This is a genomic window from Planococcus glaciei (genome assembly GCF_900099655.1).
In the GTDB taxonomy this organism is placed as follows: domain Bacteria; phylum Bacillota; class Bacilli; order Bacillales_A; family Planococcaceae; genus Planococcus; species Planococcus glaciei.
The window spans coordinates 23,454-42,413 of the sequence record NZ_FNDC01000015.1 but is presented as its reverse complement, the minus strand read 5'-3'; the positions used below and the strand labels follow the sequence as shown (position 1 = coordinate 42,413).

Here is an 18,960-nt window from a genome sequence, read left to right as displayed (position 1 = left end):
CAACGGCCTTCTACCGGGATTTACGTTTCACTTTCGACAACAAAGGCCTCCCTTGGTTCCAGCCCACTTCCACCGGCATGCCGAAAAATGCCGACAGCCCTTCACTTGTCACCAATTCGTTTGTATGGCCGGAGGCAAATACCGCTCCGTCTTTTAGCAGCAAGGTTTTAGTAAACACCGGCAAGATTTCTTCAATATGATGGGTGACATAGATAATCGTCGGCGCATCCGGTTTCTTTGCAATGCCTTCAATCGTTTCCAGCAACATTTCCCGGGCAATGAAATCAAGTCCATTGGCCGGCTCATCGAGCACCAACAGCGCCGGCTCCGCCATCAAGGCGCGCCCAATCAGCACTCTTTGGCGCTCGCCGTGCGACAAGGTTTCGTATGTACGGTTTGCATATTCCAGGCAGCCAAGCTCTTTTAATATCTCCACGCCTTTTCGGTCAATCGCTTCGGTCGTTTCTTCATACAATCCGATGGATGCATAGGCGCCGCTCAACACCACTTCGTAGGCATTGTCGTACGGACTGATTTTCTGCTGCAGCGATGAAGACACAAAGCCGATCTGCTTGCGCAGTTTCTCCGACAGATAAGTTTTGCCGAATTCCAATCCAAGAACACTCACTTTGCCTTCCGTTGGAAAAATATAGGCATTGATCAAATCGAGGAGCGACGTCTTGCCAGCGCCATTCAAACCGTACAGCACCCAGTGCTCTCCTTTCTCGACTTGCCAGTTCACCTTGTTTAATACCGTTTTGCCGTCCCGCCGGCGTGTAACGTTTTCCAGTTCCAATACTTTCATCGTAGGGCCCCTTTCTATAAAAAACCTTTGAAACAGATCAAAATCCGATTGGAAAAGCCCTTCGCTAAAGCGAAGGCCTCCTAAAACCCAACCCGCTTTTTGCTCAGGCAAAAACCATAGGCCAAAATCTTTATCGGTGTTTCCAACTATCTCTATCGATGTTTTTCCGACTTTTATCGAAGTTTTTAAACTTTCTATTATAGTTTTTTCAATTTCTATCGAAGTTTTCAAGTTTTCTATCGAAGTTCCCCAAAATCCGGCAGCCAACTCTCCGCTTGTTAATTCACCGAATAAGCAAACGCCGCCTACAGAATCAATCCGATTCTGCAGACGGCGAAACTTTTACTTCACAGCGACTTCCGTCAGCTCCAAAAACTCTTCAACATCTTTCACACACACCGCAATCGCATCTTCCCAAAAAGCGGCTTCTTCCAAATCAACGCCTAAATGTTTCTGCGCCAACCCTTCCACCGTCATGCGTCCGGTATCCCGCAGGAGTGCATTGTAGGATTCTTCGAAACCGCCTTCCGTTTCCAACCCTTTGGCATAAATGCCTTGGCTGAAGAGATAGCCGAATGTGTACGGGAAGTTATAGAACGGCACACCGGTAATGTGGAAATGCAGCGTCGACGCCCAAAATGTCGGGCTGTAGCTTGCAAGTTCTTCGCAATAGGCTTCTTTTTGAGCTTCCACCGCCAGCTCGTTCAAGCGCTCTGCCGATACTGCTCCGTTTTTCCGTTCTTCATAAAAAAGCTTTTCGAATAGGAAGCGGGAATGGATGTTCATGAAGAACGCGATGCTGCGCTTGATCTTGTCTTCCAAAAGCGCAATTTTCTCTTTATCGGAAGAAGCATTTTTCACCGCCGCGTCCGAGACGACCATTTCCGCAAAAGTGGAAGCCGTTTCAGCCACGTTCATAGCGTAGCGCTGGTTGAGCGCTTCCGTTTCGTTCATGACGTGCTGATGATAAGCATGGCCCAGTTCATGCGCCAGCGTGGAAATATTTGTAGCCGATCCCGAAAATGTCATAAAGATGCGGGTCTGCTCACTGTCTGGGAAACTGGTGCAGAAACCGCCGGGGCGCTTGCCGGCCCGGTCTTCCGCTTCAATCCAGCGCTTTTCAAACGCCTTCTTTGAAAACTCGGCCATTTGTGGGCTGAACTTGCCGAATTGCTCCAGGATGAACGCCGCCGCATCGTCGTAGCTGACTTTTTGGGTGGACTTTGTCAGCGGTGCATTCAAGTCGTGCCAGTCCAATCTTTCAAGGCCCAGCAGTTTCGCTTTCCGCTTCAAATATTTCACGAAAGGCGCTTTTTGATCGCTGATAGCTCCCCACATCGTGTCCAAAGTCTTCTCACTCATGCGGTTCAGATCGAGCGGCTCTTTCAGCACATTGTCCCATCCGCGGTGTTTATATGTCTGCAGGCGGAATCCAGCGAGGTTGTTCAAGGTTTCGGCGAAAAGATCCGCGTCTTCCTGCCACGCCGCACTGATTTTGCCGGATACTTCTTTGCGTGCAGCCCGGTCAGGCGTACTTAAACGGTTTGCGGCCTGCCCCATCGACAACTTTTTCACTTGGCCATCTTCCGTATGTTCAATGCTCATTTTGCCGACCAGGCTCGCATACATCTGGTTCCAGGCCGCATAGCCGTTGACCGACAAATCGTTGATCAGGATTTCCTGTTCAAGCGGCAGTTTTTCTTTTGCTTGCGACCGGCGTTCATCCAGCACAAAAGCGACCGGCTCCAGGCTTGGCTGTTCGAGCATGCCCTTCCATACCGCGTCATCCACCTGCAGAAACTTCTGGTCGAGCTTCGCCATGACCGACGCAAACGCAGCACCGAGTTCGCTCCGTTTTCCTGAAAGGATTTTCGCTTCATGGTCGGTGATGTCCTGAGCGGTCAGGCAGCTTGCAAACGCGCCGATTTCCCGCAGCTGTTTCGTGGTGCTGTCCAGCAGTTCCAAAGCCAGCGACAGCTCCTGCACTTTTTCCGGCGAGTCGAGTGGGGCCAAACTGTTCACTAGCTCTTTCAATTCGTTGAGATTCGCTTCAAATTTAGCTATGTAGGTTTTTAATTCCGGCGACGTGCTGCCGCCTTTAAAGATAGATTCCAGATCCCATGTCAAGTCATATTGAGCCATTTGTTTTTCTCCCCTTTATTTAGCCGTGTTCCTCTATATTAGTTTAAAAATTCTTTCAATTCAAGTTATCGGCGGATTCTCTGCTTAGAAACCTGCACCGGAAATACATTGCACTAAACGAGCCGTTCCCGAATGGTGAGGGGAAACCCCAAAATTCTCTTTTGACTGCTGAAATAGGCTTTGCACAACCCATTCATGTCTTTAAACTGATATCAAAAAAATATTATTTTAATGATAAATTAATAAAATTATAGATTAAGTAAGAATATTCTGATAATATATTTTATATCGAAACTACATTTTATTCTTCAGGAGATGCATGCATATGAAAAACATCGCAAAAGTTCTGTTCATCTTTCTATTCACTTTCTTTCTAGCTGGATGGGCCCATTTGGAAAACTCAGCTTCAGCGGCCCCGCAGCCCAATTATGTAAAAGATTTGCCGCCTGGCCATTCGATGCATGACTACCTCCTTTATTTAGCAAAAGACCTGGATGCATTTTGGTCGCCGATTATGGTCGGGGACGGCTACGCTGATCCTGCCGCAACTTATTCCTTCCCGGCTCCCGGCGTGCCGGTTGTTACCAATTGCGCCGTTGAAGAGCCGGCAGATTTCCCGGCGCAAGCCTTTTACTGCGGCTTTGACGACCAAATTGTCCTAACACAGGAAATGGCAAGGCAGTTGTGGGACGGCACCTACCGGACCAACTACGAGGCACCTGTCACATACAAGGCCGGCGACTTTTCCGTTGCTTTTGTGATGGCGCATGAATATGCCCATAACCTTCAGACCGAACTCGGCTGGCTGCCGGTTTACGAAGAAGAAGAACCGCTGGCGACGTCCCGCAGCCTCGAGCTGAACGCCGATTGCCTCGCAGGTGTCTGGGCCCGTTCCGTTAATGACCGCGGGCTTCTCGACGCGAGTGATCTCAACGAAGCGAAACGGACCTTAACCGACCTCGGACAGGATCCCAACGATCCGAATCCGACACACGGCACGCCGCAGGAACGGAACAAAGCGTTTCTCTTAGGCTATAACAACGGCACAGCCCCTAGCTGCGACCCATATTTATTGAATCCATATTAATAAAAAAGAACCGTTTGCCGGCTCCATTAGAAGCTGGCAAACGGTTCTTTTAGGATTTTGACAATGAAGGCTCAAGCGCCAGTTCATCTGCAATGACTGTGACATCCGGATGTGTCTGCAGGATGGATGCCGGAAAGTCTTCCGTCACATCGCCGTTCAGCAAACGGTGCAGCGCTTCCGCTTTTTGCTCACCGGACACCAGCAAGAGGATTTTTTTGCTTTCCATAATTGATGCAATGCCCATGCTGATGGCTTGCGTCGGCACCTCTTCAATGCTTGGGAAAAAACGGGCATTGGCGCGGCGTGTTGATGGGGAAAGCTCTACCACATGCGTCCGGCTTGAAAACGGCGTTCCCGGTTCATTAAAGCCGATGTGGCCGTTCAACCCGATTCCAAGTACTTGAAGGCCGATGCCCCCTGCACGTTGAATCTGTTTTTCGTATGCCCGGCAATCCTGCTCTAAATCCTCAGAGTGCCCGTCCGGAAGATAGATCTGGTCCGATCTAAGATCGACATGATCAAACAGCTTTTCCTTCATATAATGATGGTAGCTGTTCGCATCGTCTTTTTTCAGCCCGACGTATTCGTCCAGATTGAAGGTCGTCACGCTCTCGAATGACACTTTGCCTTGCTTGTACTTTTCAATCAAACAGCTATACAGCTTTTCAGGCGTGGATCCGGTCGCCAGTCCGAGGACTGGATTCCGGCTCTCTTGAATATGCTCCATGATTATGGAACACGCTTTTTTGCTCATTTCCTCGTAGTTGTCCACTTTAACAAGTTGCAATTTTTCCACCTCTATCGATTAATATAACTTGCTTGCAATATGCTCCGTGATTTCCCGCTTTACACTCTCTGCATTTTTGAAGTTATTCATTGTGAGTCCCGTGCAAATCAAATCAATCAAATATAATTGGGCAATTTTCGACACAAGCGATCCGCTGTCCAACGGACTTTCTTTTGCCGATGACAGCAAAATATGGTCGGCGTATTTTGTTAACGGCGACTTCACGTACGTCGTTAACGCAATAACGGCTGCGTTCTTTTCTTTGGCAATCTTTACTGCATCGATGATGTCTTTCGTGCTTCCTGTCAAACTAATGGCGATTACGACGGAATTTTCATTGAGCGACGACGCCCGCATAATCTGGAAGTGGGAGTCCGTAATAACGCTGACATGTTTGCCGATGCGCATCAAGCGGTTTTGCATATCGAGCCCGGCAATGCCCGATGACCCGATGCCAAAAATGACAACATCCGATGAATCGTTGATGGCTCGTATGCATTTTTCCAAAGTTTCAGCATCGACGACATCCGATGTGTCTTCGACCGCCTGGATGATGTTGTTGCGGATCCGGTAAATAAAGGACTCGTCGTTTTCGGAATGATCCGCAGCCGGCACTTCCTGGGCAAACAGGAATTTAAAGTCCTGGAACCCTTTAAAGCCGAGCTTGCGGAAAAAGCGCAAGACAGTCGCTTCGGCAACACCGCTCAGCTCGGACAATTCCGTCAAAGAATGGTAGAGGACCTGGTTCGGGTTCGACAGGATGTATTCGTAGATTTTATGTTCGGATTTTGTGAAATTGTGCTTGTGCTGTTCCATTAATAGGGAAGGTTTCGGTCCAGCAATTGTTCTCGAATCCATCATTTGGCCCCCAATCAGTTGAAATATTCCACTGGTGCTTCAAGTCTTAATTATGGTCTGTGCAATGGTCCATAACCCGTATGAATTATACGTTAATCGCCTAATTGCTAACCTACTCCATGCCGCTCTTATCCAAAAAATTCTTAGCGGCACCAAGCAAATTCGATTTATTGTCGTGTTCGGCCATCTTAATCTGCAGGGATTGCCGGTGATTCGGCATGATCTTGTTTTCCAAAGAGGACAGGACGGCTTGCTGCAGGAAGTCACCTTGGGCAGAGATGCCGCCCCCGATGACGATAAGCTCCGGATTCAAGAGGTGGACGAGTGTCTGCAGGCCAGTGGTGAGATCATCCAGCCAGTGTTCAAAGAGCTGGACGGCTTCCCGGTTGCCTGCTTTTACTTGCTCAAAATACGCTTTTAGTTCCCATCCTTCTCCGAACTGCTCAATTACTCGTCTTTGCAGTGCCAAGCTGGAAGCGTATTGTTCGTAGCAGCCGCTTTGTCCGCAAGTGCACGGTTTGCCGTTCGGATACAAATTGATGTGCCCGATTTCTCCAGCTGAAAAATGGCTTCCTGTGTAAAGTTCACCGTTTAAAAACAAGGCGCCTCCGATGCCGGTGCCGATGGTCACACAAAGGAAGTCCCTCGTTCCTCTTGCCGCCCCTTTCCAGTATTCCCCGAGAGCGGTGCAGTTGACGTCATTTTCCACACATGCCGGCAGGCCGGTATGTGCGGAAATCCGTTGAGCCAGTTCAGTACCAGTATAGCCCGGCAAGGTGTCGGTTGCAAAAACGACCTGGCCGTTGACGTTGTCGATCTGTCCAGCGGAGCTGATGGAGATGCCGTCTAGTTGAACTTTTCCCATCAACTCATCACAAAGGCGCTGCACTTTTGCGACCAGCGCTTCTCCACCTTGAGCCGCTTCTGTCGGAACCGAGCCGTGAAACAAAAACGAGCCCTCTTCATCCACCGCTGCATATTTGACGAAAGTGCCGCCAATATCAATTACACCAAGCTGCATGTGATGTTCCCCTTTTCGTTATGAATAAAAAGAGAAAAACCGCGTTGATGGGCTTTTCTCTTTTTAATCGCTTCTCTTTATTGGTTCAGGAACTCAAAAGATAAAGTTCCCGGTTTCGTTTCTTTTATAAACAGCCGTTTTGCGAATTCTGGCTTTTCCTGCGGATGGTCTTCCCGGTAATGAGCGCCGCGGCTTTCTTTTCGTTCCAGCATCGCCTGCAGCAAAAGCGGCGACAATTTCAAGAAGTTCTTTGCCTTGATTGCCAATTTCCGTGTGGCTTGCTGCTTGAAAAAGTGGGCCAAATCAAGACCGTTTTCCAATGCGTTGATCTCTTCTATTGCTGCGAGCAGCTGTTGTTCTGAACGGACGACGTTGCCGGCATACCATAGGATTTCGCGGACTTTATCAACCGCCTCATGGACTGCCTCGGCATGTGTGCATTTGCCCTTTTTGTTAAACAACCGGTCCAATTGAAGTTCCGCTGCCTTTAAACCAATCTCGTATGGTTCCACTTCTTGCATATAGCGGGAACAATCAGCGGCCGCACGTTTCCCAAATACCATACAGGCCCCCGTCGAATTGCCGCCGAGGCGGTTCGCCCCTTCGATATTACAGGACAGTTCACCGATGGCGTAAAGACCGGGCACGCCGGAGCGGCCGTTTGGATCGATGTAGACGCCGCCGTTGCTGGCATGCGCGAACGGCGCAATCCGGACTTCGTCCTCCACCAAATGGATGCCGTTTTGTTCTAGCCAATTCAAGTATACCGTATAAAACTCTTCATCGTTTTCATAGAGCTCCGGATCATACAACAGCTTAAATCCTTGTTCGCTGCGGGTTCTGATGATTTCTTTCATCATCGCGATGTCCACCCATTTCGACTCGAGCGAATCAGTGAACGGGCCGTGGCCGCTGCGGATTTCCAGGCATTCTTTCCGGGACAGCCCTTCCGGGAGTATTGGATCCAGCAAGCTTTCCCCGCTGTCTTTCACAATATCCCGGCAGTACATCAACGTGTGTTCGCCGAATAAGGTCTTGTAGCGCGGGGTCGTAATGCCCGGGATAAACTGGATGAACTCCATATTGACGAGGCTCGCTCCGGCTTCAAGCGCCAGCACATGGCCAGAGCCGTCCACGTCGTTCGGATTCAAATTGTGTTTGTACAAACTGCCGAAACCGCCGGTCGCCAAAACAACCGCTTTGCATTCGACAACAATCACTTCATTGTACCGGTCGAGGAGGAGCGCCCCTACCACTCGCTCTTCCTGCTGGATCAACGAAATGACAACGGTCCGTTCCATGACGTTCAACTTTTCGTAGCCGCCAAAAATCTCCGTAACGTTTTCGCGGATGCCGTCCCAGTTGCTGAGCAGATAAATGTTCCGTGGATGTTCGGCAAAACACGCTTTCCGCTCGCCCTCCAGCTTTTTGGAGATGACGCCGATGTCGCCGTATTCTTGAACCCGCTCCGCAATTTCCTCGACGTATACTTCGGCAAGATCCTGCCGGTGCATCCCCCGGCTAGCTGTTTCGATATCCGCCATGAACACCGGTTTATCGCTGCCGTCTTTTGTCACCTGTGTGCCAAGAGACGCTTTTAACGGGTAGAAGCTGGAACCGGAAGCCAGCTTCATCTTCGTTGCCATCAATACTTCATGGTGTTGGTCTGCCAGTTCTTTCGCCACTTTAATGCCGGCCAAACCGCTTCCCACAACCAATACATCCGTCTTGATTTTTCGGTTAATGCGCACAACTGATTCTCCTATTTTCAAAGAGTTGATTTATTGTAGTCGAAGAACGTAAGGCCTTCCTTGCCTTCTTCCTCTTCGTCTTTTTTCGCAAACAGCAAACTGAAGCCATAGCCAAAGACAATCGATGCTACCAGGTTAATGACGGAATACGCCCAAAGTGTGATATCGGTAAAGTACGAGATGTAGATCGCTACTGCCGTAGTGGCGATAAATCCAAGCATCGCACCTTTTGAATTCGCTTTCTTAGTCATGATTCCTAAAGTGAAGGTACCGCCGATGATTCCAAGTGCAAGCCCCATCAAACCGTTAAACCATGAATACGCAGAGCCAACATCCGAATAAGCTAAGACGATTGCGAATGCGATGGAGAAAATTCCGACCACAGCCGATACGGTACGCGCCATTTTCGTGCTTTTTTCATCACTCATGTCTTTTCTCAATACTTTTTGAATATCCAAAGTCCAGCTTGTTGCTACACTGTTCAATCCCGTCGAAAGCGTCGACTGTCCCGCTGCGAACAATCCGGCGATCAACAATCCGGATACCCCTGCAGGCAGTTCACTGACGATAAAGTTTGCAAAGATCAAATCGGATTTTCCTGTCGGCAAAACGCCGCCTTTTTGAAGATAGAATACGTACAACGACGTACCGATCAAGAAGAACAAGGTCGCTGTCCCGAGTGACAGGAATCCGTTCAAATACGTCATTTTGTTCATTTCCTTCAAGTCGTCGGTGCTCAAATAACGCTGCACCATGTCCTGGCTGGAAATATACGAGAACAGTGTAGAGAAACCCGCACCCAGGAAAATGATGAACAAGCTGTTGTTGACCAAATTGGCGTCAAAAATCGCCACATCGCTGAAGAATTTCTGGTCAGATGTTCCGACGCTGATAACTTCCCCAAGACCGCCATTGATCGAGAACAACAATACGATCAAAGCGAAGAGCCCGCCGCCGATCAATACGACACCTTGGATAAAGTCTGTCCATAGTACGGACTTCAAGCCGCCAAATGATGAATAGATCGTCGCGATGACACCCATGAACAGGATGATGACGACTGTATTGATCCCTGTAACCGCTGCCAATGCAATTGCCGGCAAGTACATGATGATCGACATCCGGCCAATCTGGTAGACGATAAACAGCAAACTTCCCAAAATCCGCATGCGCTTATCGAACCGTCTTTCCAAGTATTCATAAGCTGTGTCCAAGTTTAGCTTCCGGTAAACCGGAAGGAAGAAATAGATGGCCGCTGGAACGGCGATAAACAGCCCGAGTTGCGCCACCCACAGTTCCCACGTGCCGGCATATGAATTACCGGCAAGCGACAGGAACGAAATCGGGCTCAGGAGTGTGGCAAACAAACTAACCGAAGTCACCCACCACGGAATCGTGCCGTCCCCTTTAAAGAACTCTTTGCCTTTCATTTCCTTTTTCGCAACCGCAATTCCGATATACAAAATGAACAACAAGTACGCAAATAAAATGACATAATCAATAAACGCAAATTTCCCCGCCATATGGCTTATCCCCCCAGTGAATGATTACAGATATTTTTCCGCGATGCTTCTCGCTTTTAGTAATTTTTCTTCCGACAATCGCTTCATCGGCTTGCGCACATAGCCCGCATGGACGCCTTGTGTTTCAAGCATTTCTTTGATGGTCTGGTACAAGCCGTTTTCAAGGATTTCCGAAATCAAATCATTTGTCACTTTTTGGATTTCGCGTGCTTCGTCGATGCGGCCGCTTTGCGCCAAAGTGAAAATCTGCTTCGCACGTTTGCCGTTGACGTTGAATGTGCTGCCGATCGCGCCGTCTACATTCAAGACGCTCGCTGACAACAGCATTTCGTCAAAGCCGGAGTAAATCAGTTTGTCCGGGTAGGCATGGCGCAGGCGCTCAAGCAAATAGAAGTCCGGGGCCGTAAATTTCACGCCGATGATTTTTTCATTTTCAAACAGCTCACCGAACTGCTCCAAGTTCATGCTGACGCCGGTAAGCGCCGGGATGGAGTAAATGATCAGCTTCGTGTCAATACCTTCCAAGATCGTGTTGTAGTAGTCTTTGATTTCCTCGAAATCGAATTTGTAGTAGAACGGCGTTACCGCAGAAATGGCATCGTAGCCAAGGTCCGTCACGAATTGCGCCAACTCCGCCGCTTCGTCGACGTTCAGTGAGCCGACTTGTGCCATCAGTTTCACCCGGTCGCCGACTTCGTCTTTGACGATTTCGAAAATCTGCTTTTTCTGTTCGGTCGAGATGAGGAAGTTTTCTCCTGTGCTGCCGTTGACGTACAAGCCGTCAACTTCTGAAACTTCGATATTGTAGCGGACAATTTCCCGCAAGCCTTGCTCGTTTATGTTTCCTTGCTCATCAAATGAGCACATCAATGCTGTGTATAAACCTTTCATGTCGTCACCTGTCCCTTTCTTATTGGGTGTTGCTGATTTTTTCCTGGATGGCATTTGCAAATTTCTCAGTGATTAATTGCGGGCGGGTGATAGCGCTTCCAACCACGACCGCATGAGCTCCGAGATCCAATGCTTTTTTGGCTTTTTCCGGCGTGTCAAAATTGCCTTCCGCAATCACGGGAACCTTAACAATTTCAACCATGCGCTCGAGCAGTTCGAGCGGAACCGTTCCCTCCGAATACGGCGTGTAGCCTCCTAGTGTGGTAGCTACGATGTCGACGCCTGCCTGTTCAGCAGCTATCGCTTCTTCGAGTGTCGAGGCATCTGCCATGAACAGCTGCTCCGGGTATTTCGCTTTCACTTCCGAAAAGAATTGCTCGAACGTCTTGCCGTCCGGCCGTTCCTGTTTCGTTGCATCGAACGCGATGATGTCAACGCCTTCTTGATGCAGTGCGTCCACTTCTGACATCGTCGGCGTGATGTAGACATTGCTGCCCGGATAGTTCTGCTTGATGATCCCGATAATCGGCAAATCCACTTCTTTCTTGATTGCCTGAATATCTTTAACCGTATTGGCGCGAATTCCCGATGCCCCGCCTTGTTTAGCGGCCAGCGCCATTTTGCTCATGATGTATGGGTCATGAAGCGGTTCGTCCTCCAATGCCTGACAGGAAACGATTAATTTCTTGCTGATTTGTTCTAAAACCGTCATGCGAAAACTCCCCATCTGTATGTAATGATCAATACCCTTGCTGTTTGCAGCCGAATACCGAACCGGCCTCCTTTTCTTTTTGAATATTTTATTAATCGAACTATATCATTTTGACAACTGACTTTCAATAAAAAAATTTAAAATGATTATTTATTTTCATTTTAAATATTTTTATTAAGCTATTGTCCCTAGGATGAGCTGATTAAAATAGTCTCTAAAATTCCTTGATGTGCATAACGTCGATAGAAATTAAAAACCCACTGATAGAACCGCAGAAAAACGTTGGTAAAGAGTTTACACCAGTCCCATTCTCTATAAAAAACCACAACAAAAAACCACCTGCAACGAGGAATCGGACAATTCCGCTGCAGGTGGTTCCAAAGTTATTCAGTTTCAGCAATCACTGCGTATTCCGTTCTTCAATCCCCCGGATCAGCTTTTCCTGAAGCGACAAATACTGCCTGACTTCCTCTTCGCTCAACACATCAAACAGCTCCAGGTAAACCTCTTGGCCGATTTCCTGGGCTTCGGCCAAGGCTTTTCTGCCTTCGGCTGTGAGGCTCAACTGAATCGTCCGCCGATCGCTTTCGTCGTACAGCCGCTCAGCCAGACCCAATTCCACAAGCTTCGCGGCGATGCTCGTCATAGCGCCTTTTGTGACGCCCACCGTCTCTGCCAGTTCCGCCTGCTTTTGAGGGCCCTTTGTCTTCAATTCAGACAGCGCCAGAATCGGCGAAATGCCGATCGGGTAGCGGAAAGCTTTTGTGAAGCGCATGATGTTGCTGTTGTTCATCTGTTCGACCATCTGGATCAGCCGAAAAATCGTTGTTTGTTTCAAAGAAATCCCCCCTGATTAGCGCAGCATAATGGAGCCGCCGTCGACCATCAGCGTTTGCCCGGTAATGTACTGGGAATCGTCTGAAGCGAGGAACACTGCCACCCGGCCGATATCTTCCTGGACATCCCCGAAACGGCCAAGCGGTATTTTGTTTTTCACGGCTTCGTAATATTCCGGCTGCGCTTTCGCCCAAGCCTGGACTCCCGGTGAATCTGCGATCGGGCTGATGATGTTGACGTTGATGCCAAAACGGCCCCATTCATTTGCGGCGACGCGTGAAATGCCGCGGATTGCTTCTTTTGCTGCCGCGTAAGCGCCTTGCGTTTCATGCCCTGCCAGCCCTGCACCGGATGCAAAGTTGATGATGTTGCCTTTCGATTCTTTCAAATGCGGCAAAGCTGCCTGCATCAAATAGAAGGTCGGGTAAAAGCCTGTACCGAACGACAAGTCCAGATCTGCCTGCGTGGTTTCTTCAAGCGTCACTTGTTTGGACGCGTGCGCATTATTGACCAATACATCCAGTTTGCCGTATTCCGATACGACCGCTTCCACAATCTTACCCAAGTTTTCGCGGTCCATCAAATCCGCTTTCAAGAACATCGATTTCGGAGACACTTCCTGCAGCTCCTGCGCCATCGCTTTGCCCGTCTCATCGTTGACATCGACAATCGCCACAATCGCCCCTTCTTTCACCATTTCTTTCGCAATTCCGCCGCCAATGCCGCCGGCTCCTCCAGTGATGATGACAACTTTATCCTGTAATTTCCCCATTCAGAACATTTCCTTATACTTTAAACTGCAATTAGTTTAACACTAAACTGTTTAACATTAAACTAAAAAGTCTTAAAAAAAGCTGCCGGAACTTTTAAGAAGTCCTAGCAGCTTTCCCCTCTTATTCAATTACCGATGAGACATGGTTCTCCCTCTCACCGTCCGGATCCAGAACCCGCCATGAATCGTCTTCGAATCATTGGCCACTACAAAGGCTTGCGGCTCCAGTTCTTTGATGGTCTGGTATAGTTTCAGCTCGCGTTTTTTCGGCGTCAGGATCTGCAGCGAACGGCGCGGTCCCTCGTGCCCGTTCGTTTCCCAATCTGTCACCCCGTAGCCCCGTTCACGCAATTGCTTCGACAAATGGTCCGAGTTTTCCGGAGATACCACGGTCGCGGTGACATAGCCGAGCGAAATCTTGTCTTCAATCATGGAACCGACAATGACCCCGGCACCGAAACCGACCGCATACGAAATTAAGTTCTGGATCTCTGAAATGTTCTCGAGTACAAGACCCAAACCTAAAATATTGATGATGACTTCGATGATCGATAAGCCCGCAGACAAGTAGCGGTAGCGGTAGCCTTTCATCATCAAGATCATCCGGACCGTCGACAAGGTCACATAAACGATGCTGATCAAGAAAATAATAATTACCAATACAATAGGATTCATGCCCAATATAAAACCCTCTTCCTAATAGTTTATATTTTCCATTTTTATTTTTAGGATATGGTACTTTTCCCTGTCAAAATGGAATTAAACATAGCAGAATCTTACTTTTTAGACTGATGAGCTCAAAATAAAAAACCGCCTGAAATTCAGGTGGTTAAAAGTAAAATCGACTATTTGCTTTTAGTGAATACTACTTTGTTCAAGCCCGAAATTTCAATACGGTCTCCATTACTGAATGTTTGGGTTACGCTTGTTACAAAATAAGGTTCCTTTTTGGAAGAGAGCATTGCATTTACAAGCAAGTTAGAGCCTCGGTATACAAATAAATTTCCTGCACCGCTTGGCGTAGTGACTCGGTATCTGCCTGCTGCGATATCTTTGCCCACTGTCCAGTTGCCTGCATGCAATGTATTCGATTTTACATTGGTGACTTTCGTAAACTGAACACTGTCGAGACTTAATATGTCAATTTTATCTCCTTTTTTGATATCAGTCGTCACCATCTGGACTCCCCAATCTTCGTTGGGACCAGCAAGAATTTCATTGATATACAAATCACCTGTTGCGGGTGTTATGAATAAGTTGCCTGCACCGGATTTAGTCGTAATTTTATAACGGCCCGTACCAATATGCGTACCGCCTTTCCAAGTACCTGCAGACAGGGTTTTCACATACGGAACAGTAACCGTTGCCGTAACGGTTTTGCCGTTCGCTGTCGTCGCCGTAATTTTAGCCGATCCGGCACCGACTGCTTTTACGACGCCTTTACTGTCGACAGTGGCAACTTTAGCATTCGAGGTTTTCCATTTCACCGATTTGTTTGTTGTGGTGCTCGGACTGATTGAAGCTTTTAACGCATAGGTTTTTCCAGCGGCCAATGTAAGGCTTGTTTTATCCAGCTTTACGGATTGCGCTGCAATCGGAGAGGTGACTGTCACTTTTGCAGTTGCTGCTTTGCCTCCGCTCACTGAGGCGGTAATTGTTGCGGTACCTTTGGCTTTGCCAATAATTTTCCCTTTCGCGTCAACTGTAGCAATTTTAGCATTGGAACTCTTCCACGTAACAGTTTTAGGCGTACTGTCGACTGGGGAAACAGTCGCCGTTAATGTAATCGCTTGTCCCGCAACAACGGACACACTGGCTTTATTCAATTTTACTGTTTTCGCAGAAACCGTTACCGCCAATGTTTTGGCTATTGCCGGATTAGCTTTTGCAGTAGCGGTAATGACAGCTTTGCCGCTAGCGATTCCTTTAACGGTACCTTTCGCATCAACCGTTGCAGCTTTAGGGTTGGAGCTTTTCCAAATGACGGTCGAATCTGCCACATTTGCCGGCGCAATAGTCGCTGCTACTTTATAGGTTTGATTTGTCGCAATTGCTAAAGAAGCCTTACTCAATTTCAACCCGTTTGGCAATACCTTATCAGCTACATCAGTGTTAGTACCTCCCGAAGTATCAGCAAATACTGTCGCCACATTGCCAAATAGCAACAAGCTAGCCAAAACAAGAAACAAGAAGCTTTTCTTCAAAACATTTCTCTCCACTCAGTCACCTTCTTTCTTATGAATAAATTGATGAATAATCAACCAAAATATGGTTGCTCCTTTTCTTTATTATAGTTATTACGCCTTAACGTGAATGAGTTTATCTACCTATCTTTTAAAATAAGAAAGAAAAACCCTTTTCCGGAGAGAATTAGTGGATTCTCGGAAAAGGGTTAATGCAAATCGTAGAGTGTCAATTGAAATTAGACGTTCTGATTCCGCTTCGGATGTGGCTGCGTGATATCCACGGCATATACTTTAATGCGGTTGACCATCAAATCACGGATGCCGTATATCGGCCGCTCGTTTGCCTGCACCTCGCTGATATACGCATTCATCTGCTCCTGCAAGTAAACGCCGATCGGCTTGTCCTTGTATTCCTCGCCCAAGCTTCCACTGTCCGCCGCAGTGCGGAACGAAGTTTCAAAATACAAATTCGACACCTCCAGCGCTTTCAAGGTCTCGCCGTCCATATGTACGCCCACCACTTCGTAATAATTTCCGTACTCATCTCTTACCAAGTCGTTCGCCTTGATGTTTTGCATGCTCAAACTGATCCTCTCCTTTCCTGGACTCTTTCGGCGCGCGCCAACAGAATCCTTTCTTTAGTACATTACCTATCTGGCATAGGGGCGAAACCTAAAAAAACGCTTTCTTCAGTTGTGGGCCGAAGAGAAGCGGCATCTTCCTTAAGATAATTTAGTTTGATTTTTGTTCTTTGGCCACAGCACAAATTCTCCCGGCGGCGAATAGAAATGGACAAGTTCATCATTGATCATCCATCCAAGCCCCTTTGTTTCCAAAGCCGCTTTGACGTGCTCCGACAATTTCTCGCCGTATGCATTCAGCCAACTGCCCCCTCTATGCTCTTTTGCAAAGTCTTCTCTTGTCTGAAAACCTACAAGAAGGGCCAGCATATCCAGTTCATCGCCAATCGTATGGCAAACGCCACTTTCGTATGGTTTATTCGGTTTCACACAATTCGAATCGCCTGCGTATTCATAAAACCCGCTGACGCCCTTTTTAATTCCCGGCAACACCATATACCTTACCGCAATTCGCTTCCCCATCCGTCTCCTCCTTTGCACTAACAATCAGGCCGGAAAATATTTCTCTTCAAATCCCTAGTAATGATCTATCATTTTTCAATGATTGAAAGTACCCGTCTTTAAAGCACCTTACTCAAAAACAACTGCGTCCGCGGATGCTGCGGGCGTGAAAACAATTCCTGCGGCGTGTTCTCTTCGACAATATAGCCGCCGTCCATGAACAACACCCGGTCGCCGACTTCCCGCGCAAATCCCATTTCGTGCGTCACGACAATCATCGTCATGCCTTCAATCGCCAGCTGCTTCATGACTTCCAGCACTTCGCCGACCGTTTCGGGGTCAAGCGCGGACGTCGGTTCATCGAACAGCATGATTTTCGGGTCCATCGCGAGCGCCCGGGCGATTGCCACTCGCTGCTTTTGGCCGCCGGACAGGGAATCCGGATACACATTGGCTTTTTCCACCAAGCCGACTTTCTTCAGCAGAGCCATGGCTTTTTCCTTTGCCGCTTTTCCGTCGACGCCTTTCACTTTGACCGGAGACATCGTGATGTTCTCCAGCACGGTCCGATGCGGGAACAAATTGAACTGCTGGAACACCATGCCGACATCGGTGCGGATTTTGTTGATGTTCGTCTTTTTATTGGTGATGTCGACGCCTTCGATATAGACATGGCCGTCGGTGATCGATTCGAGCAAATTGATGCATCGGAGGAACGTCGACTTGCCGGACCCCGACGGCCCAATAACAACAATCACTTCCTGTGGTTTGACTTCCACACTAATATCTTTCAGCACTTCGTTTTCACCGAATGTTTTCTTTAAGTTCACAACTTTAATCATTCAGTAGCCAACCTCTTTTCTATACGATCTAGAATAAAGCTCATCGACAAAGTCAAAATCAGATATATCAGCGCCGCCGTCAAATACGGCTCCCAAATTTTATAGTATTGCCCCTGGAACGCCCGCCCCCAGTACATCAATTCCGGCACCGTAATAACGGCGAGCAGCGAAGAATCCTTCAGCAGCACGATAAATTCGTTGCCTAGCGGCGGAATCATCCGTTTGACCGCCTGCGGCAAAATCACGTAGCGCATCGCCTGAAGATGCGTCTGCCCAAGCGAACGCGCGGCTTCCATCTGCCCCCGGTCAATTGACTGGATCCCGGCACGGAAAATCTCCGCAATATAGGCTGAAGCATTGAGGGTCAGCGCCACCACACCCGCGACAATCGCGTTAGTCTCCCCGATGACCAATGGAATCAACCCAAAGTGGATCAACAGAATCTGTACAAATAACGGCGTCCCCCGGAAAAACGTAATGAACAAATTAAACGGAAACGCCAGCAATTTGTTCTTCAGCATTTTCCCGACACCGATCACCAAACCCAAAATGGTGCCAAATAAAATGCCGAGAAGAGAAACCCCGATCGTATACAAAGTTCCTTCCAGGAAAAAAGGTAAGTAATCTCTAATCAAATCAAAACGAAAATCCATAGCCTGCCCTCTCTTTCTAATCCGCATGAAGTTTTTGTGCCAAAAATTGCGTAACACTAGTCACTAGAGTTACGCAATTCAGCTAAGATTTTTATGCTTATTGTTGGGCTTTCAGAGTTTCAACATCCGGCTGCGAACCAAACCATTTCTCGTAGATTTCCGCATATTTGCCGTTATCCAGAACCGTATTGATCGCTTTATCGATTTCCGGCTTCAAGTCGCTGCCTTTCGGGAACAACACGCCGTAAAACTCATCGGCGAAACTTTCGTCTTCGACCGCTTTCAAGTTTTGATCCGGGTTCATCTTCGTGTAATATTCCACAATTGTATTGTCCGCGATGACCGCATCTGCGCCGCCCGCAAGCAGCTCCTGGATCGCCAAGTTGTTGTCTGCGAACTTCAAAATATCGCGGCTGTTTTCGCCGACGATCTTCTCTGCCACTTCCTGGCCGGTTGAACCGTTCAATACGGCAATTTTCTTGCCTTTCAAGTCCGCGCCGCTTTTAACATCGCTGTTTTCCGGCACCAGGATTTTATTGGTAGAAAGATAGTAAGGCACGGAAAAATCATACGTCTGTTTTCGTTCGTCGTTGATGGTAATCGAAGAAACTGCCATGTCCGCCGTTTTTCCTTCGATTTCCGCAAAAATCGGATCCCAGCCGATGACTTCGATATTTGGCTCATATCCCGCTTCCGCGACGACCGCTTTTGTGAAATCAATGCCGAAGCCGACCACTTCGCCGCCTTCCATGTACTCCATCGGCGCATAAGCGCCATCCGTTACAATACGGAGCTCTTTCTTCTCTTTCCCTCCTGAATCTCCCCCAGAAGCACTGCCATTTGATTCATCCGAACCACAGGCAGCCAAAAACATGGCCAGCACCAACATCAGTAAAAAGCCGATTCTTGATAATTTCCCCATAAATAATTCCCCTTTTGTGATGTATTTAGAAAATGCCGGCTCACATAAGCGCGGCACAAACTCCTGAAGATTGTTTGATGCTAAATTCT

The 18,960-nt window shown here is 48.1% G+C and carries 19 protein-coding genes; 1 reads left to right on the top strand and 18 read right to left on the bottom strand.

What is annotated here, in order from left to right; translation table 11 throughout:
- Positions 1-10: 10 nt before the first annotated feature.
- Both BLQ32_RS16235 and BLQ32_RS16230 read right to left on the bottom strand, forming a co-directional pair.
- The gene (locus BLQ32_RS16235; protein WP_074511168.1) at positions 11-805 is read right to left on the bottom strand and encodes an ABC transporter ATP-binding protein; all 795 of its coding nucleotides are present in this window, start codon (positions 803-805) and stop codon (positions 11-13) included.
- A gap of 342 nt (positions 806-1,147) precedes the next feature.
- Positions 1,148-2,947, bottom strand: coding sequence for a M3 family oligoendopeptidase (locus tag BLQ32_RS16230; RefSeq protein ID WP_074511167.1), 1,800 nt, complete (start codon positions 2,945-2,947; stop codon positions 1,148-1,150).
- Between the two features lie 325 nt (positions 2,948-3,272).
- On the opposite strand from BLQ32_RS16230, the gene BLQ32_RS16225 reads away from it, so the two are divergent.
- On the top strand, positions 3,273-4,034 hold the full coding sequence (locus BLQ32_RS16225; RefSeq protein ID WP_074511165.1) for a neutral zinc metallopeptidase: 762 nt from the start codon (positions 3,273-3,275) through the stop codon (positions 4,032-4,034).
- 49 nt (positions 4,035-4,083) lie between these two features.
- Here BLQ32_RS16225 and nagB read toward each other — a convergent pair whose 3' ends face one another.
- The 16 genes from nagB to BLQ32_RS16145 all read right to left on the bottom strand — a co-directional run bounded on the left by nagB (position 4,084) and on the right by BLQ32_RS16145 (position 18,871).
- A complete protein-coding gene (gene nagB / locus BLQ32_RS16220) occupies positions 4,084-4,821 on the bottom strand; it encodes a glucosamine-6-phosphate deaminase (RefSeq protein ID WP_036810118.1) in 738 nt (245 codons plus the stop codon).
- A gap of 18 nt (positions 4,822-4,839) precedes the next feature.
- Complete coding sequence (locus BLQ32_RS16215) at positions 4,840-5,679, bottom strand: MurR/RpiR family transcriptional regulator (protein ID WP_316046791.1); 840 nt, start codon at positions 5,677-5,679, stop codon at positions 4,840-4,842.
- 112 nt (positions 5,680-5,791) lie between these two features.
- Complete coding sequence (locus BLQ32_RS16210) at positions 5,792-6,700, bottom strand: ROK family protein (RefSeq protein WP_074511163.1); 909 nt, start codon at positions 6,698-6,700, stop codon at positions 5,792-5,794.
- 77 nt (positions 6,701-6,777) lie between these two features.
- Positions 6,778-8,451 (bottom strand): FAD-binding protein, encoded by a 1,674-nt coding sequence (locus BLQ32_RS16205; protein WP_074511161.1) that lies wholly within the window; start codon positions 8,449-8,451, stop codon positions 6,778-6,780.
- Between the two features lie 17 nt (positions 8,452-8,468).
- Positions 8,469-9,974, bottom strand: a complete 1,506-nt coding sequence (locus BLQ32_RS16200; protein ID WP_074511160.1) for a sodium:solute symporter family protein — start codon at positions 9,972-9,974, stop codon at positions 8,469-8,471.
- Positions 9,975-9,998: 24 nt separating this feature from the next.
- Positions 9,999-10,865 carry an N-acetylneuraminate lyase gene (locus BLQ32_RS16195; protein ID WP_074511158.1) on the bottom strand — a complete coding sequence of 289 codons (867 nt, stop codon included), beginning with the start codon at positions 10,863-10,865 and terminating at the stop codon, positions 9,999-10,001.
- Positions 10,866-10,884: 19 nt separating this feature from the next.
- Positions 10,885-11,577 (bottom strand): N-acetylmannosamine-6-phosphate 2-epimerase, encoded by a 693-nt coding sequence (locus tag BLQ32_RS16190; protein WP_074511156.1) that lies wholly within the window; start codon positions 11,575-11,577, stop codon positions 10,885-10,887.
- A 400-nt stretch (positions 11,578-11,977) separates the two neighbouring features.
- Positions 11,978-12,415 (bottom strand): MarR family winged helix-turn-helix transcriptional regulator, encoded by a 438-nt coding sequence (locus BLQ32_RS16185; RefSeq protein ID WP_074511154.1) that lies wholly within the window; start codon positions 12,413-12,415, stop codon positions 11,978-11,980.
- A 15-nt stretch (positions 12,416-12,430) separates the two neighbouring features.
- Entirely contained in the window at positions 12,431-13,186 is a 756-nt protein-coding gene (locus BLQ32_RS16180) for an SDR family NAD(P)-dependent oxidoreductase (RefSeq protein ID WP_074511152.1), read from the bottom strand.
- 129 nt (positions 13,187-13,315) lie between these two features.
- Complete coding sequence (locus tag BLQ32_RS16175; RefSeq protein ID WP_074511268.1) at positions 13,316-13,861, bottom strand: DUF2179 domain-containing protein; 546 nt, start codon at positions 13,859-13,861, stop codon at positions 13,316-13,318.
- 170 nt (positions 13,862-14,031) lie between these two features.
- Complete coding sequence (locus tag BLQ32_RS16170) at positions 14,032-15,405, bottom strand: Ig-like domain-containing protein (protein ID WP_074511150.1); 1,374 nt, start codon at positions 15,403-15,405, stop codon at positions 14,032-14,034.
- Positions 15,406-15,608: 203 nt separating this feature from the next.
- Positions 15,609-15,956, bottom strand: coding sequence for a hypothetical protein (locus tag BLQ32_RS16165; protein WP_074511148.1), 348 nt, complete (start codon positions 15,954-15,956; stop codon positions 15,609-15,611).
- 138 nt (positions 15,957-16,094) lie between these two features.
- Positions 16,095-16,475: a hypothetical protein gene (locus BLQ32_RS16160; RefSeq protein WP_036810090.1), complete on the bottom strand. Its 381-nt coding sequence runs from the start codon at positions 16,473-16,475 to the stop codon at positions 16,095-16,097.
- A gap of 98 nt (positions 16,476-16,573) precedes the next feature.
- On the bottom strand, positions 16,574-17,296 hold the full coding sequence (locus BLQ32_RS16155) for an amino acid ABC transporter ATP-binding protein (protein WP_074511146.1): 723 nt from the start codon (positions 17,294-17,296) through the stop codon (positions 16,574-16,576).
- Positions 17,293-17,949, bottom strand: a complete 657-nt coding sequence (locus BLQ32_RS16150; RefSeq protein WP_074511145.1) for an amino acid ABC transporter permease — start codon at positions 17,947-17,949, stop codon at positions 17,293-17,295. The genes BLQ32_RS16155 and BLQ32_RS16150 overlap by 4 nt, the downstream gene beginning before the upstream one ends.
- Positions 17,950-18,046: 97 nt before the next feature.
- Positions 18,047-18,871, bottom strand: coding sequence for a transporter substrate-binding domain-containing protein (locus BLQ32_RS16145; RefSeq protein ID WP_074511143.1), 825 nt, complete (start codon positions 18,869-18,871; stop codon positions 18,047-18,049).
- Positions 18,872-18,960 lie beyond the last annotated feature (89 nt).

Bases quoted from the DNA above. Each gene is read 5' to 3' on its own strand.
- BLQ32_RS16190 (WP_074511156.1), bottom strand. From the start codon at position 11,577: ATGACGGTTTTAGAACAAATCAGCAAGAAATTAATCGTTTCCTGTCAG.
- BLQ32_RS16235 (WP_074511168.1), bottom strand. From the start codon at position 805: ATGAAAGTATTGGAACTGGAAAACGTTACACGCCGGCGGGACGGCAAA.
- BLQ32_RS16180 (WP_074511152.1), bottom strand. From the start codon at position 13,186: ATGGGGAAATTACAGGATAAAGTTGTCATCATCACTGGAGGAGCCGGC.
- BLQ32_RS16210 (WP_074511163.1), bottom strand. From the start codon at position 6,700: ATGCAGCTTGGTGTAATTGATATTGGCGGCACTTTCGTCAAATATGCA.
- BLQ32_RS16225 (WP_074511165.1), top strand. From the start codon at position 3,273: ATGAAAAACATCGCAAAAGTTCTGTTCATCTTTCTATTCACTTTCTTT.
- BLQ32_RS16230 (WP_074511167.1), bottom strand. From the start codon at position 2,947: ATGGCTCAATATGACTTGACATGGGATCTGGAATCTATCTTTAAAGGC.
- BLQ32_RS16150 (WP_074511145.1), bottom strand. From the start codon at position 17,949: ATGGATTTTCGTTTTGATTTGATTAGAGATTACTTACCTTTTTTCCTG.
- BLQ32_RS16145 (WP_074511143.1), bottom strand. From the start codon at position 18,871: ATGGGGAAATTATCAAGAATCGGCTTTTTACTGATGTTGGTGCTGGCC.
- BLQ32_RS16155 (WP_074511146.1), bottom strand. From the start codon at position 17,296: ATGATTAAAGTTGTGAACTTAAAGAAAACATTCGGTGAAAACGAAGTG.
- BLQ32_RS16160 (WP_036810090.1), bottom strand. From the start codon at position 16,475: ATGGGGAAGCGAATTGCGGTAAGGTATATGGTGTTGCCGGGAATTAAA.
- BLQ32_RS16200 (WP_074511160.1), bottom strand. From the start codon at position 9,974: ATGGCGGGGAAATTTGCGTTTATTGATTATGTCATTTTATTTGCGTAC.
- BLQ32_RS16195 (WP_074511158.1), bottom strand. From the start codon at position 10,865: ATGAAAGGTTTATACACAGCATTGATGTGCTCATTTGATGAGCAAGGA.
- BLQ32_RS16215 (WP_316046791.1), bottom strand. From the start codon at position 5,679: ATGGATTCGAGAACAATTGCTGGACCGAAACCTTCCCTATTAATGGAA.
- BLQ32_RS16175 (WP_074511268.1), bottom strand. From the start codon at position 13,861: ATGAATCCTATTGTATTGGTAATTATTATTTTCTTGATCAGCATCGTT.